Raw genomic sequence first — 14992 nt, 5'->3', positions numbered from 1 at the left:
CGTGACCCGCCGTGACATGCTCCTCGCCGCCCTCGTCGCCTCGCTGTGGGGGCTGAACTTCGTCGTCATCGACTGGGGGATGAGCGGCATCCCGCCCCTGATGTTCGCGGCGATCCGGTTCGCCGTCGTCGCACTCGCCGTCCTCGTGGTGCCGCGGCCGCAGACCGGGTGGCGCGTGATCGTCGGAGTCGGCCTGTTCATGAGCCTCGGCCAGTTCGCGCTCCTCTACACGTCGCTCGCGCTGGGGCTGAGCCCGGGACTCGCCGCGCTCCTCATGCAGGCGCAGGCGGTCTTCACGATCGTGATCGCCGCGATCGCCCTGCGCGAGCGCCCCTCAGCGACGCAGGTCATCGGTGTCGGCCTCGGCGTCGTCGGTCTCGCGATCGTGGCGCTCTTCCGCGGCGGCGACGCTCCCGTGCTCGCGGTCTGCCTCGCGCTCGCGGCCGCGCTGTCGTGGGCCGTCGGCAACGTGATCTCGCGCCGCGCGGGCGTCGTCACCGGGATCGGCCGCGGCGGCACGCTGTCACTGACGGTCTGGTCGTCGCTGGTCGTGCCGATCCCCGCCCTGGCCCTGTCGTTCGTCATCGACGGTCCTGCGGCGGTCGGAGCGGGGCTCGCCGCCATCGGACCCCAGGCCGTCCTCTCGACCCTCTACACCGCGGGCCTGTGCACCCTGTTCGCGTACGCCGTCTTCAACGGACTGCTCGGCCGCAATCCGTCCGCGGCCGTCGTGCCGTGGATCCTGCTCGCGCCCGTCGTCGCGATGGGCTCGGCCGCACTGCTGCGCGGCGGGGCTCCGAGCGTCGGAGAGGTGGTCGGCGGGGCGGTTCTCGTCGCGGGCGTGCTGGTCAGCGGCATCCGTCGTCGACAGCCGGTGCCGCGGACGGTGGGGCTCATGGGGGTGCCCACTAGGCTGTCCGCGTGACATCCGAGCCCCCGGCTTCCCCCACCCGTCGCACGTACAGCTTCCTCGGCCCCGCCGGCACCTTCACCGAAGCCGCCCTCGCGCAGGTCCCCGAAGCACGCGACCAGACCTGGCGCCCCGTCCGCAACGTCGGCGAGGCGCTCGCCGACGTCATCGAGGGCCGGTCGGATGCCGCGATGATCGCGATCGAGAACTCCGTCGACGGCGGCGTCTCGACGACGCAGGACGCGCTGGCGACCGTGCCGGGACTCCGCATCGTGGGGGAGTACCTCGTGCCGGTCGAGTTCGTGCTGGTCGCCCGGCCCGGCGTGCGGCTCGAGGACGTCTCGGTCGTCGCAGCCCACCCCGTCGCCTACGCGCAATGCCTCACGTGGCTGACGGCCGCGCTGCCCGAGCACTCGCACATCCCCGCCACGAGCAACGTCGCCGCCGCCGTGGGACTCGTCGACGGCGGGATCTCCGCGGATGCCGCGATCGCCCCGCCCGGCATCCTCAAGCTCTACGACCTCGACCTGCTGGCCGAGAAGATCGGCGACAACCCGCACGCCGTGACGCGGTTCGTGCTGGTGAGCCGCACGGCTCCACCGCCCGCGCCGACGGGGGCGGACAAGACGTCGCTCATCGTCGAGCTGCCCGAGGACCACCCGGGTGCCCTCCTCGAGCTGCTCGAGCAGTTCGCAACCCGGGGCATCAACCTGTCGCTGCTCGCCTCGCGCCCGATCGGCGACGAGCTCGGCCGGTACCGCTTCGTCATCGACGCCGACGGGCACATCGAGGACGAGCGCATGGCCGACGCGTTGCTGGGCCTGCGCCGCTTCTCGCCGCGGGTGCTCTACCTCGGCTCGTACCCGCGGGCCGACCGCGCGATCGTCCGCTACCCCGAGCGGTACTCCGACGAGGTGTTCGTCGAGGCGCGCGACTGGCTGCGCGGCCTCGTCTCGGGCGAGCCCGAGGCCTGACCCGCCCGCCTGCGCGGCACCAACCGCGGAGATGTGCCGCTGCGCGGCGGGTGGAATCGGTTACCACCGCGTCTCGGTGACGGATCTCCTCGGTTGTCGCCGCCCGCGCGCGGCGGCACGCGCTTCAGGCGGCACGCGCCTCAGGCCGCGAGCAGCTCGAGCGTGCGGATGCGCGAGGGCGCGGCATCCATCGGCTCGTCCTCGGTCGCGGCGGACACGGGCGACACCATGACCTCGTCGACGCCGTGGCGGGCGGCGAACTCCGCGAGCCGGCTGCGGACCTCGGGGCCGGTCCCGACGAACCAGCGCGACATCATGGCGTCGAACACGGGGGCGGCGAGCCCGTCCGAGGCCTCCGCCGCCGCGGCCTGCTCGACGGTCTCGAGCGCCGTGAGGGGCTTGCCGCCGCGCAGACGCGCCATCATGCGCGCCTGCGGCAGCGCGGCGGCGCGGGCCTGCGCGTCGGTGTCGGCGACGACGGCGTTGGCCGTGACGAAGGTGCGGGGCTCGGCGAGCGTCTCGGACGGCTGGAACTGCCCGCGGTAGAGGTCGAGCGCCCGCTCGAGGCCGTCGCCCGAGAAGTGATTCGCGAACACGTACGGCAGGCCCATCCCCGCGGCGAGCTGGGCCGAGTAGTCGCTCGAGCCGAGCAGCCACACCTCGGGGGTGCTGGTCGACGCGGGCGTCGCCCGCACGTCGTACGTGCCGCCCGAGGTGAACCGCAGCGTCGCGCCCTCGGCCGAGACGAGGGAACGGATGTCGGTGACGTGGTTCGGGAACCGCTCGACGTCGCTCGTGGTCCCCGACTGGCGCAGCAGCTGCGTGATGACGGGGTCCGAGCCGGGGGCGCGGCCGATGCCGAGGTCGATGCGACCGGGGGCGAGGGCTTCGAGGGCGGCGAACTGCTCAGCCACGACGAGCGGGGAGTGGTTCGGCAGCATGACGCCGCCGGAGCCGACACGGATGCGGCGGGTCCGCGCCGCCGCGGCGGCGATCAGCACCGGGGGAGTGGTCGAGGCGACGGCCGGCATGTTGTGGTGCTCCGCGAACCAGTAGCGCCGGTAGCCGAGCTCGTCGGCGCGCTGCGCGAGGGAGAGCGAGGCGGCGATCGCCTGGCTGCTGGTCTGCCCCGTGCGGACGGGGACGAGGTCGAGAACGGAGAGGGCCGGGGTCGCAATGCTCATAACGAACACTGCAACCCCGGCCGGTGGCGGCGCATTCCGCGCCGCGCGTCGGGTCAGCGCGCGATGCGGACGGCGCTCGAGGTGCGGCTCGTCGTGTCGTAGCCGGCGAGGCTGCCGGTGACGCGCACCGTGAGGCGGTCCCCGCGGTCGGCGCGGGTGACCGTGTAGGTCGCCTTCGTCGCACCGCTGATCGCCTTCCCGCCGTTCAGCCACTGGTACGACAGTCGCGTCCCCTCGGTCCAGGTGCCGGCGCGCGCGGTCAGGGTCTTCCCGACCTTCGCCGAGCCCGTGATCTTCGGGGTCGACGCGCTCAGCGCGCCCTTCGCCACCTTCGCCGTGGCCGCCGACGTCTTCGCGGCGGTCACGTGTCCGGTGAGGGTTCCCGTCACGCGGACCGAGAGGCGGGCGCCCAGATCGGATGCCGTGAGGCGGTGCGTCGCGGTGACGGCACCGCGGATGGGCGCGCCGTCCCGCATCCACTGGTAGGCGAAGGCGGTGCCCTTCGTCCACGTGCCCGGCTTCGCCGTCAGGGTGCGGCCGACGGCGGCCGTGCCCGTGACGGTGGGCGTCCCGACCGTCAGCGTGGCGGCCACCACCGTGACGACCCGGTCGACGCGCGCGCGGTTGCCGGCGGCATCCGTCACCGTGTACGTCAGCGTGTAGGTGCCGAGCTTGCGCGTGTCCACCGTGCCGCGCACTTTCAGGTCGGCGGTGACGTCCCCGTCGACGGCGTCGCGGGCGCTCACCCCGGCGAGGGCGTCGAACGTCGCGCCGAAGCGGACCGAGGTGGATGCCGGCACGCTGATCTCGGGCTTCACGTAGTCCTCGCGCAGGCCGGCGTCGCGGAAGTGTGTCGAGTGCATGCCGAACGAGTCCTTCAGGTGCGGCATCCAGCAGGCGTCGTTGTGGCGACCCTCGGGGTACACGGCCCAGGTGTGCGGCACACCCTTTCCGGTGAGGATCGTGTCCATCGAGCGGGCGGCGTCGTCGAAGCGGTACTCGTCGAACTCGCACGCGTCGAAGTACAGGTCGAACTTCTTCAGCTGCTTCGCCGTCATGTCGCCCGCCTGCTTCAGCGGCGTGGGCAGGGCCGAGCCCGAGTAGCTCAGTGAGCCGATGTGCGAGGCGATCGAGGAGAACATGCCGGGGTTCGACAGTCCCAGCGACCAGGCGCCGAAGCCGCCCATCGAGACACCGGTGAGCGCCCGGAAGTCACGGCCCTCAAGGGTGCGGTACTCCTTGTCGACGAGGGGCACCATCTCGGTGAGGAACATGCTGCGCCACGGCGTGCCGCCGTCGGGCTGGTCGGAGTACCAGAGCGACTCGCCGTCGGGCATGATGACGATCGACTCGGCGAGGCCCTGCTGCCACAGTCCGTCGAGGACGTCGTCGATGTCGCGCGGCTCCCACTCGCGGCTACCGCCGTTGATGCCGTGCAGCAGGTAGACGACCGGGTACTCGCGCTTCGGCTGGCTCAGGTACGACGGCGGCAGGTAGGTCGCGAACTCGCGCGGCTGCCCTTCGAGCTCGGAGTCCACCGTCTCGCGGAAGAACCGCGAGTCGTTGCCGGTCTCGCGCAGCGTCGCAGCGTCGATGTGCAGGAACTGCTGGGATGCGGGCTGGAAGGTGTACGCCGTGCCGTCGCGGGTGCCGGTGATCTCCCGGTTGGTGTCGACGATGAGCGCGCCGTCCTCACCGGTGACGACCTCGACCTCGCCGTCGGTGAGGGTCAGGGTGCCGGACTCCTTCATCCACTCGCGGAGCTCGCGGGCGCGGCGCTCCTTGGAACGGCCGTCGTGGAAGTAGCCCTTGTCGAGGGTCTTCAGGTAGGCGTCGACGTCGCCGGCGGCGAGGGCGGCCCGTTGCTTCTCGAGCACCGTGGCGACGGCCGCGGACTGCGCGGCCGAGGCGCGCGGACCGGTGATGCCGTAGACGTTCGTGCGGACGGCATCCTTCGAATAGATCCCGACGGGTCCCTCGTACCAGCCGCCACCGCCGTTCATGTCGTAGAGGCGGACGGCGAGGGTGTTCTCGCCACCGAAGTTCGGCGCGTCGGCGGGGACGGGGTAGAGCCGCTTCTCGAACCACTGGCTGCTGGCGGCGGGCGGCATCGTGCCCGAGCCGCCGATGCGCGTGCCGTTGAGGAAGGCCTCGTCGACGTCGTCGAGGAAGCCGAGCGAGGCGACGAGATTCGTCCCGGCGGCCTCGGCCGGCAGCGTGAAGCTGAGGCGGTACCAGCCGAAGCCGTCGTAGTCGGCGAACGGGGTGCCGTCGCCCGGGACCTCGATGTCCTGCCACGCGGAGTCGTCGAACTCCGGCGAGGCGTAGGACGGGTCATCGCCCTTCGTGAACTTCCAGGTGCCCTTCAGGTCGAGGGAGACGCTCGCGGCCTCCGCCGTGGCAGCGGTCGCCGTGGCAGCGGTCGGCGCCGCGGGCGCGGCTACGGCGGGGGTGGCGATGCAGAGGGATGCCGCGAGGGCGGCCACTGCGGAGACGGCGACCAGACGCCGTCGGGGGACGTGATGCGGCACGGATTCCTACTTCCTCGTGGGATGCCGGGTATCGATGCCCGGTGTGTGGCTGTGCACGTTCACGGATTCCGTGATGAGTCGCCTGTGAACGTGCACGCAGAGAGTCGCATCGCGGCGTCGGGGATGTCAATGCGCGGGGCGGGACCTGCGCATATGTGCACGCGTCAGGCGGAGCCGCGCCAGACGACGGGGCATTCGAGGACGTGCCCGCCCGCGTCGGGGGCCTCGCCGCGGAGCTGTCGCAGCACGGACTCCGCGGCCGCACGGCCCAGTCGATCGGCCGGCTGATGCACCGTGGACAGCGGGGGATCGCAGCGCAGCGCCCACGAACTGTCGTCGAATCCGACGACGCCGACGTCGTCGGGGACGACTCGGCCGGCGGACTGCAGCACGTCCATGGCGCCCGCGGCGACGGCGTCGCTCGACGCGAAGACGCCGTCGATGTCGGGTGCACGTTCGAGCAGAGCGCGCATGCCTTCCTGTCCGTCGGAGTAGGAGTACAGCGGAACGCGTTCGACCAACTGGGGGTCGAAGCGGTTGCCGAGGGCGTCGACGAATCCCGCGAGGCGGTCCGATCCCGAGTCGCGGTCGAGAGCGGAGGCGATCATGCCGATCCGGCGGCGACCCGTCGCGGCGAGCCGGTTCGTGATCTCGCGCGCCGCGCCGCGGTTGTCGATGGCGACGAAGGCGGCGTCGCCGATGTCGCGCGGGTGTCCGACGAACGCGGCGGGCAGGCCGAGGTCGGCGACGGCGCGGGTGATGGGGTCGCCGACGCGGGCCGAGACGATGATGACGCCGTCGATGAGGCCTCCGCTCAGATAGCGGGCGAGGCGCTCGATGTCGCGGGTCGTGTCGGCGATCATGAACGTCAGCTGGTAGTCCGCCTCCGACAGGGCGGCATTGGCACCGAGGAGAATCGAGCCGATGTTCGGGTCCTCGACGAAGAGCGAGTGCGGCTCGTGGACGATGAGGCCGATCGCCTGCGAGCTCTGCATGACGAGGCTCCGGGCGGCGCGGTTCGGGACGAAGCCGACCTTGGCGATGGCGGCCTCGATGGCCTCGCGTGCCTCGTCCGAGACGTAAGGCTGACCGTTGAGCACCCGGCTGACGGTGCCCCGCGAGACGCCGGCTTCCGTGGCCACGTCCTTGACGGTCGCGCGACGGCGGCGGCCCATGACATCCGTGCGATCGCTGCTCACGCGTTCATCGTATGTGCACGCACACACCGCGCGCCGAGGTTCTCGATCAGTGTTTGACAGCCAGCGACGTCCCACCTAGTCTGTACACGTTCACAGAGCCTCAACGCGGAGGAACACCGCTCGGACCTGTGCACGTTCACAGGATCCAGAGGAGAACATGTCGGTCCCCGCCCGCCCCTTCGAGCACGACGGCATCGCGTTCGGGTGCGATTACAACCCCGAACAGTGGACGCCGGGCGTCTGGGACGAGGACATCGCGCTCATGCGCGAGGCCGGCGTCGACCTCGTCGCGATCAACATCTTCGGCTGGGCCCACCTCGAGCCGCGCGCGGGGCAGTACGACTTCGCCCGCCTCGACGACATCATCGGCCGGCTGCACGCCGCCGGCATCCGGGTGAATCTCGGCACCGGCACCGCGTCGACGCCCGCGTGGCTGACGACGGCGCACCCCGAGATCCTCCCCGTCGTCGACGACGGCACCCGACGCTACCCCGGCGGACGCCAGGCGTGGTGCCCGAGCTCGCCCGTCTACCGTGAGGCCGCGCTCGCACTCGTCGACGCCGTCGCCGCCCGCTACGGCGCGCACCCGGCCGTCGCGCTCTGGCACGTCTCGAACGAGCTCGGATGCCACAACGCGCTGTGCCACTGCGACGAGAGCGCCGCCGCCTTCCGCACCTGGCTGCAGGCCCGCTACGGCACGGTCGCCGAGGTGAACCGCGCATGGGGCACCGCCTTCTGGAGTCAGACCTATTACGAGTGGGACGAGATCCTCACCCCGAAGGCGACGCTGTCCAGCCGCAACCCGGGTCAGGTCCTCGACTTCCACCGCTTCAGCAGCGACGCGCTGCTCGAGCACTACCGCGCCGAGGCCGAGGTAATTCGCGCGCACAGCGACGTGCCGGTCACGACCAACTTCATGGTCACGGCCCACATCGAGAACCTCGACTACTGGTCGTGGGCGGGAGAGATGGACGTCATCGCGAACGACCACTACCTCGACCACCGCCTCGGCGACCCCCGGTCGGAGCTCGCCTTCGCGGCCGACCTCTCCCGCGGTCTCGCGCAGGGCGCCCCGTGGATCCTCATGGAGCACTCGACCGGCGCCGTCAACTGGCAGCCGCTCAACAAGCCCAAGGCGCCGGGCGAGATGATCCGCAACTCCCTCACCCACGTCGCCCGCGGCGCCGACGGCGTCTGCTTCTTCCAGTGGCGGGCCTCGGTGCAGGGCAGCGAGAAGTTCCACTCCGCGATGCTGCCGCACGCCGGCACCGACTCGGCCGTCTGGCGCGAGGTCGTCGAGCTCGGCGGCATCGTCGACCGCCTCGGCGAGGTCGCCGGCTCGCGCGTCGAGACCGACGTGGCGCTTCTCTTCTCGTGGGAGTCGTGGTGGGCGAGCCAGAGCGAGACCCGCCCGAGCCAGTCGCTCGGCTACCTCGACCAGGTCCACGCCGCCTACCGGGCGCTCCACGCGAACGGTCTGACCGTCGACGTCGTCGCCCCCGGCGCCGACCTGTCGGCCTACCGGTTCGTCGTCGTGCCGGGTCTGCACCTCATGGCCGAGGCGGATGCCGGGGTCCTCACCGCGTGGATCGCGGCGGGCGGCACCGCGCTCGTCACCTTCTCGACCGCCATCGTCGACGAGAACGACCGCGTCTACACCGGCGGCTACGCCGGTCCGCTGCGCGAGGCGCTGGGCCTCCACATCGAGGAGTTCGCCCCCGTCGCCCCCGACGCCGCGCTCACCCTGAGCGACGGGTCCACCGCGCGGCTGTGGTCCGAGCGTTCGCGCCCGACGACGGCCCGGGTCGAGGCATCCTTCACCGACGGACCCGCCCAGGGGATGCCGGCCGTCACCCGCAACGCGTGGGGTGACGGGACGGCGCACTATCTCGCGACGCTTCTCAGCGACGCCGACTACCGTGACCTGGCGGCGCGCCTCGCCGCCGAGGCGGGGGTCGCCCCCGCCGCCCGCCCGCAGCCCGGCACCGGCGATCTCGAGATCGTCCGCCGACGCGGCGAGGGGGCGTCGTACCTCTTCGTGATCAACCACGGCGAGACCGAGGTCCACGTCGACTCCGACGGCGTCGACCTCGTGACCGGCGCATCCGTCGCCGGCCACGTCACCGTTCCTGCGGGAGCGGTGCGCATCATCAGAGAGGAGGCGGCCGCATGACCGCCACGGAAGTCCTCGTGACGCGTTCGTCGGCGAAGCCGCCGCGCGCGAAGCGGATCCCGCGGGCCAAGACCCCGCACAAGGGGGCGATCGCGGTCTTCACCGGACCGTTCGGCATCCTCTTCCTGCTCTTCTACCTGATCCCCATCGGGTACGCGATCTGGCAGTCGCTCCTGGTCGTCCAGCGCGACGGGCTGTACGGCGAGCCGACCGAGGTGTTCGGCGGGCTCACCCAGTACATCCAGGTGTTCCAGAACGCGCCGTTCTGGGAGTCGGTCGGGCGCGTGCTGCTGTTCGGCGTCGTGCAGGTTCCGGTCATGCTCGGGCTCGCACTGCTGTTCGCGCTGCTGCTGGACTCTCCGGTCCTGAAGGGCAAGCGGTTCTTCCGCCTCGCCTTCTTCGCGCCCTACGCCGTGCCCGGCGTCATCGCCGCGATCATGTGGGGCTTCCTGTACTCGCCCAACCTGTCGCCCTTCACCGACGTCACCCGCACGGTCGACTTCCTCTCGCCCGAGATGGTGCTCTGGTCGATCGCGAACGTCGTGACGTGGGTCTTCGTCGGCTACAACATGCTGATCATCTACTCCGCGCTGCTCGCGATCCCCGCCGAGGTGTACGAGGCGGCACGCCTCGACGGCGCCGGTCAGATCCGCATCGCCTGGTCGATCAAGATCCCGATGGTCGCCCCCGCGATCATCCTCACGGCCGTGTTCTCGATCATCGGGACGCTGCAGCTGCTCGCCGAGCCGCAGGTGTTCCGCTCGTTCAGCTCGGCGGTCTCGTCGACGTACACCCCGAACATGACGATCTACGCGACCAGCGCGGTGCCGAACCCCTACCTGGCGGCGGCGTTCTCGGTCGTGCTGGCCCTGGCCACCTGCGTCCTGTCGTTCGCGTTCTTGAAGCTCACCCAGCGGAAGGCCGAGCAATGAGCCTCCTCACCCGTACGAACGGCGCCCTCGCGACCGACCTGCCGAAGACGCGCGGACCGCGCGAGAGCATCCTGTCGCGCACCGCCGCCCTGCTGGTCATGGGCGTGTTCACGCTCTACTTCCTCGTGCCGATCTGGTGGCTGTTCATCGCCTCGACGAAGGACCGCGGCCAGCTCCTGACCACCAACGCGCTGTGGTTCGCCGACTGGAACCTGTTCGCCAACATCGGCGACCTCGTCTCGTACAACAACGGCATCTACTTCCGCTGGCTGCTCAACAGCCTCGCCTACGCCGGCCTCGGGGCGCTGCTCGCGACCGTCTTCGCCGGCATGGCGGGTTACGCCCTGGGCAAGTACAACTTCCGCGGCCGCGAGGCGTTCTTCAACATCGTCCTCGGCGGCGTGCTGGTCCCTGCGACCGCCCTCGCCCTGCCGCTGTTCCTGCTGTTCAGCCAGGTGAACCTGACGAACACGTTCTGGTCGGTGCTGCTCCCCAGCATCGTGAGCCCGTTCGGCGTCTACCTCGCCCGCATCTACGCGTCGTCGTCGGTGCCCGACGAGCTCATCGAGGCGGCGCGCCTCGATGGCTCGGGCGAGGTGCGCACGTTCTTCACGGTGTCGACGCGTCTCATGGCGCCGGCGCTCGTGACGATCTTCCTCTTCCAGTTCGTCTCGATCTGGAACAACTTCTTCCTGCCGCTGATCATGCTGCGCAGCCAGGAGCTGTTCCCGGTCACCTACGGCCTCTACACGTGGAACACGCAGCTCAACCAGATCCCCGAGCTGCGCACCTACGTGCTGGTCGGCGCGTTCCTGTCGATCGTGCCGCTCATCGTCGCTTTCCTCTTGCTTCAGCGCTTCTGGCGCAACGGACTCGGCACCGGTTCCGTGAAGTGAGTTCCCGCCGCGGGCGGACCCCGCGGCATCCCTGCAGTACCCGTTCCTGTCACACCCGATCAATGATCAGATTGGAAATCCCATGCAGCACACCAAGAAGGCAGTCGTCGCCGGCGTCGCACTGCTCACGGCGTTCACCCTGGCCGGCTGCGCCGGCGGCAACGGCGGCACCGGCAACGGCAGCGGCGGCGCAGCCGACCCCGCGGCCTGCGCCCCCTCGGACGGCAAGGTCACCCTCGACTTCACCTCGTGGATCCCCGGCATCGAGGACGTCGTGAAGATGTGGAACGACGAGAACCCCGACATCCAGGTGAAGGTCCAGACCGGCCCCAACGGCAACTCCGGCACCTACTCGAGCTTCTTCAGCCAGCTCGAGGCCGGCAACGCGCCCGACCTCGGCCAGATCGAGTACGACGCGCTGTCGAGCTTCCGCGTGCAGGACGGTCTCGAGGACCTGGCCGCGTGCGAGGACGTCGCCGCCGCCAAGGACGAGTTCATCCCGTGGACCTGGAACCAGGTCACGCTCGGTACCGACGGCGTCTACGGCATCCCGCAGGACTCCGGCCCCATGGCGCTGTTCTACCGCTCCGACCTGTTCGAGCAGAACGGCATCGACGTCCCCACCACGTGGGACGAGTACAAGGAGGCCGCCAAGAAGGTGCGCGAGGCCGGTGGGTACATCACAAACTTCTCGACCGCCGACATCAACCAGTTCGCCGGCTTCGTCTGGCAGACCGGTGGCGACTGGTTCTCCAACGACGGCAGCGCCTGGAAGGTCAACCTGACCGGAGACCAGTCCAAGACGGTCGCGGACTACTGGCAGGAGCTCATCGACGAGGACCTCGTCTCCACCTACCCGGCCTGGACCGAGGAGTGGAACAACGCCTACAACTCGGGTGAGGTCTGGACCTGGAACTCGGCCGTGTGGGGTGCCAACTCCATCTCGTCCGGTGCTCCCGACACCGCCGGCAAGTGGTCGGTCGCGCCGTCGCCGCAGTGGAAGGCGGGCGAGAAGGCCGCCGGCAACTGGGGCGGATCGTCGATCGCCGTCTTCAAGGGCACCGACCACCCGTACGAGGCCGCGAAGTTCGCGCTGTGGCTGAACACGTCCGACGAGGCCCTCACCGCCCTCAACGAGTCGGCGAACATCTACCCCGCCACGACCGAGGGTCTGACCCTGCCGTCGCTGCAGGAGGGTGTCGAGTTCTACGGCGGGCAGAAGATCTACGACGTCTTCGCCGAGGCCGCTGCGCAGGTCAACCCCGACTTCGTCTGGGGCCCGACCATGACGCAGACCTACGCTGACGTGTCGGACGGCTTCCAGAAGGCCGCCACCGGCCAGGGCACGCTGTTCGAGGCGCTCGAGGCGGCGCAGACCAAGACGGTCGACGCCCTCAAGGCGCAGTCCATCCCCGTCTCCGAGTGACCGCTCGCTGACACCACGCATCCGCGCCGCGGGTCGGGCCTCCGGGCTCCGATCCGCGGCGCGGCCGCGTTCGGTCAGGACTCGCGCGAGGCCTGCTTGACCTTCTCGTAGGCGTCGAGCGCGTTCTGCCGGGTCGCCTTCAGGTCGACGATCGGCAGGGGCGGCTGCCCGTCGGCATCCCGGTACTCCGGAGCCCACCGCCCGACGTACTCGCGGTTCTTGTCGAACTTGTCGGCCTGCAGCTCCGGGTTGAAGACGCGGAAGTACGGTGCGGCGTCGGCGCCCGACCCGGCGACCCACTGCCAGTTGAACGGGTTGCTCGCCCCGTCGGCGTCGACGAGGCAGTCCCAGAACCACTCCTCGCCGCGGCGCCAGTCGATGAGAAGGTTCTTGATGACGAAGGATGCCGTGATCATCCGCACGCGGTTGTGCATGTAGCCGGTCTCCCAGAGCTCCCGCATCCCGGCATCCACCATGGCGTAGCCGGTGCGCCCCTTCTGCCAGGCCTCGAGTGCGGAGGGCTTCACGCGCGGCCAGGGGAACGCGTCGAACTCCCGCCGGAGGTTCTTCGTCGCGAGGTCGGGAAAGTGGTACAGGGTGTGCCAGGCGAACTCGCGCCAGCCGATCTCGGACAGGAACTGCGAGGCGCCGGTCGCCTCGACCGCGGCGTGCCAGACGGTGTGCGGGCTCAGCTCGCCCCAGCGCAGGCGCGGCGAGAGCATCGACGTCGCCCCGGCGGCGGGGCGGTCGCGGGCCTCGCCGTAGTGGCCGAGGTCCTCGTCGAGAAACTCGCGCAGGCGGCGGCGGGCCGCCGGTTCGCCCGGCTCCCACGTGTCGCGCAGGCCCTGCGCCCAGTCCGGTGCGGTGGGCAGCAGACCCCAGTCGTCGAGGTCGTCCGACGCGGGGTAGCGCGAGGGTCCGCTCACCTCCCGCGGTTCGGGCAGCGGCGCGCGCGGAGCGGGCTGCGCGAGGCACGCCCGCCAGAACGGGCTGTAGACCGAGAAGTGCTTGCCCGACCCCGTCTGGATGGTCCAGGGTTCGAAGAGAACGGATGCCGCGAACGACGCGACCTCGACGCCGCCGTCCCGCAGGCCCGCCTTCAGCTGCGCGTCGATCTCGCGCTCGGGCCCGCCGTAGCGCCGATTCCAGAACACGGCGCCGGCGCCGGTGTCGTCGGCCACGTCGCGGACGACCCGGGCGGCGGGTCCGCGGCGCAGGATCAGCCGCGAACCGCGCTCCGCGAGCCGTTCGGCGAGCGAGGCGAGCGAGTGGTGCAGCCACCACCGGGCCGCCCCGCCGAGCGGGCGGATGCCCTCGGACTCCTCGTCGAGGACGTAGAGACCGATGACGGGCTCGCCGCGGTCCACGGCCGCGCGCAGGGCGGGGTGGTCGGCGAGGCGCAGGTCGTCGCGGAACCAGACGATCGAAGGGGACGGCATCCCCTCATCCTCGTCACCCGACGAGGCCGGCGCCGCCCCTTGCAATCCGGCGCGGAATCCCTCAGACGGCCTCGACGGAGTGCCCGCGCGGGATCGCGAGGGTGAGTCCGCCGGCGATGACGCGGACGGCGATGCGGGTCGCCTCGCCGAACTCGTCGCCGTCGAGCTGCACGGGGTGCGCCTCCTCGGCGGCGAGGTCGATGCCCTTGCCGCGCGAGTAGCGCACGGAGTTGTCGGCGGTGCGGAGCGAGAGGATCTTGCGTCCGGTGCGGAATTTGCGCAGCACGCTGTTGTCCCACGCGAGGCGCCGCCAGACGAGCAGCCAGCCGAACGCGGAGCGCGGCTGCAGGATCGCGACGTCGAGTTCGCCGTCGGTGATGGATGCCTCGGGGATCAGCTCGAGCCCCGCCTGGAGCGACCCGCAATTGGCGAAGAGCACACTCTGCACGTCGGCCCGGTGGATGCGGTGACCCGGCACCTGGTAGACGACCGGGAACGGCTTGGCCTGGGCGATCGACCGGGCGGCGCCGTCGACGTAGGCGACCCAGCCGACCTTCTTCTTCAGGTCGCTGTTCGTGTTGGCGATCATCGCGGCGTCGAGCCCCATCCCGCCCATGACGACGAACGCGTGCTCGGCGGTCTCGCCGTCGGGACGACGCAGCTGCGCGAGGCCCACGTCGATCGCGAGGGTGTCGCCGTCGAAGGTGGCGGCGATCATCGCCGCCGGGTCGTCGAGCGGGAGCCGGAGGTTGCGGGCCAGCAGGTTGCCGGTGCCGCTCGGCACGATCGTGAGGGGGACGGGGGAGCCCGTCATCGCCTCGCTCACGGCGCGGACGGTGCCGTCGCCGCCTGCGACGAGGACGGCATCCACCCCTTCTTTCAGGGCCTGGCGGGCGACGTCGTCGCCGAGGTCGTCGACGGTGGTCTCGTAGAAGAGGGGCTCGGACCAGCCGGCTGCCTTGGCGGCGGTCGCGACCTGCTCGCGCAGCGCGTCGCCGTCGACCTTGACGGGGTTGTAGACGAGGGCGGCCTTCGGGCTCGGCCGACCGTCCTCGTCGGGCATCGGCTCGGTCGATCCGCTGCGGTCGACCCGGCGGGCCTCGCCCGTCTCGCCGTCCTCCGTGTCGGGCGCGATGTCGTCGGGCTCGCGGATGACGCCGTCGGGTTCTGCGGCAGCAGCCGGGTCGTGCGCGTCGTCGGAGCCGTGCGTCGTGCCGGGGTCGGTCGCCATGCGTACAGGATAGGGCCCGGCATCCGTCTCCCGGGGCCCCTTGCGCGGCTGCGCGATCCGCACCAGGGGAGGGGGCCGGGAGGCCCGCGACTAGACT

General features: G+C 70.9%; 11 protein-coding genes. 6 read left to right on the top strand and 5 right to left on the bottom strand.

Features of this window, described 5'->3' with window-relative positions; all coding sequences use genetic code 11:
• The first annotated feature begins 1 nt into the window (after position 1).
• Positions 2 to 925, top strand: coding sequence for an EamA family transporter (locus Q9S71_RS02845; RefSeq protein ID WP_311860391.1), 924 nt, complete (start codon positions 2 to 4; stop codon positions 923 to 925).
• Entirely contained in the window at positions 922 to 1884 is a 963-nt protein-coding gene (gene pheA, locus Q9S71_RS02840; protein WP_064003770.1) for a prephenate dehydratase, read from the top strand. Before Q9S71_RS02845 ends, pheA begins: the two co-directional genes overlap by 4 nt.
• A 140-nt stretch (positions 1885 to 2024) precedes the next feature.
• Here the strand turns inward: pheA and Q9S71_RS02835 are convergent, their stop codons facing one another.
• From Q9S71_RS02835 to Q9S71_RS02825, 3 genes are all read right to left on the bottom strand, one after another.
• A complete protein-coding gene (locus Q9S71_RS02835) occupies positions 2025 to 3068 on the bottom strand; it encodes an LLM class flavin-dependent oxidoreductase (protein WP_064003771.1) in 1044 nt (347 codons plus the stop codon).
• Between the two features lie 53 nt (positions 3069 to 3121).
• Entirely contained in the window at positions 3122 to 5599 is a 2478-nt protein-coding gene (locus Q9S71_RS02830; RefSeq protein ID WP_311860388.1) for an alpha/beta hydrolase-fold protein, read from the bottom strand.
• A gap of 164 nt (positions 5600 to 5763) precedes the next feature.
• Entirely contained in the window at positions 5764 to 6798 is a 1035-nt protein-coding gene (locus Q9S71_RS02825) for a LacI family DNA-binding transcriptional regulator (protein WP_064003773.1), read from the bottom strand.
• Between the two features lie 157 nt (positions 6799 to 6955).
• Between Q9S71_RS02825 and Q9S71_RS02820 the strand changes: the two genes are divergently transcribed.
• The 4 genes from Q9S71_RS02820 (at position 6956) to Q9S71_RS02805 (ending at position 12225) form a co-directional block, all read left to right on the top strand.
• On the top strand, positions 6956 to 8971 hold the full coding sequence (locus tag Q9S71_RS02820; RefSeq protein ID WP_311860386.1) for a beta-galactosidase: 2016 nt from the start codon (positions 6956 to 6958) through the stop codon (positions 8969 to 8971).
• Positions 8968 to 9903, top strand: a complete 936-nt coding sequence (locus tag Q9S71_RS02815) for a carbohydrate ABC transporter permease (protein ID WP_064003775.1) — start codon at positions 8968 to 8970, stop codon at positions 9901 to 9903. The genes Q9S71_RS02820 and Q9S71_RS02815 overlap by 4 nt, the downstream gene beginning before the upstream one ends.
• Complete coding sequence (locus Q9S71_RS02810) at positions 9900 to 10799, top strand: carbohydrate ABC transporter permease (RefSeq protein ID WP_064003776.1); 900 nt, start codon at positions 9900 to 9902, stop codon at positions 10797 to 10799. Before Q9S71_RS02815 ends, Q9S71_RS02810 begins: the two co-directional genes overlap by 4 nt.
• A gap of 82 nt (positions 10800 to 10881) precedes the next feature.
• A complete protein-coding gene (locus tag Q9S71_RS02805) occupies positions 10882 to 12225 on the top strand; it encodes an ABC transporter substrate-binding protein (protein ID WP_311860385.1) in 1344 nt (447 codons plus the stop codon).
• A gap of 74 nt (positions 12226 to 12299) precedes the next feature.
• On the opposite strand, the gene Q9S71_RS02800 is transcribed toward Q9S71_RS02805, so the two are convergent.
• On the bottom strand, positions 12300 to 13664 hold the full coding sequence (locus tag Q9S71_RS02800) for a cryptochrome/photolyase family protein (RefSeq protein ID WP_311860384.1): 1365 nt from the start codon (positions 13662 to 13664) through the stop codon (positions 12300 to 12302).
• 61 nt (positions 13665 to 13725) lie between these two features.
• Positions 13726 to 14895 carry a diacylglycerol/lipid kinase family protein gene (locus Q9S71_RS02795; protein ID WP_064003779.1) on the bottom strand — a complete coding sequence of 390 codons (1170 nt, stop codon included), beginning with the start codon at positions 14893 to 14895 and terminating at the stop codon, positions 13726 to 13728.
• Between the last annotated feature and the right edge of the window lie 97 nt (positions 14896 to 14992).

It is taken from the genome of Microbacterium gawkjiense (genome assembly GCF_031932225.1).
GTDB lineage: Bacteria > Actinomycetota > Actinomycetes > Actinomycetales > Microbacteriaceae > Microbacterium > Microbacterium gawkjiense.
The sequence above is the reverse complement of the archived record's forward strand: the minus strand, read 5'-3'. Positions and strand labels throughout refer to the sequence as shown.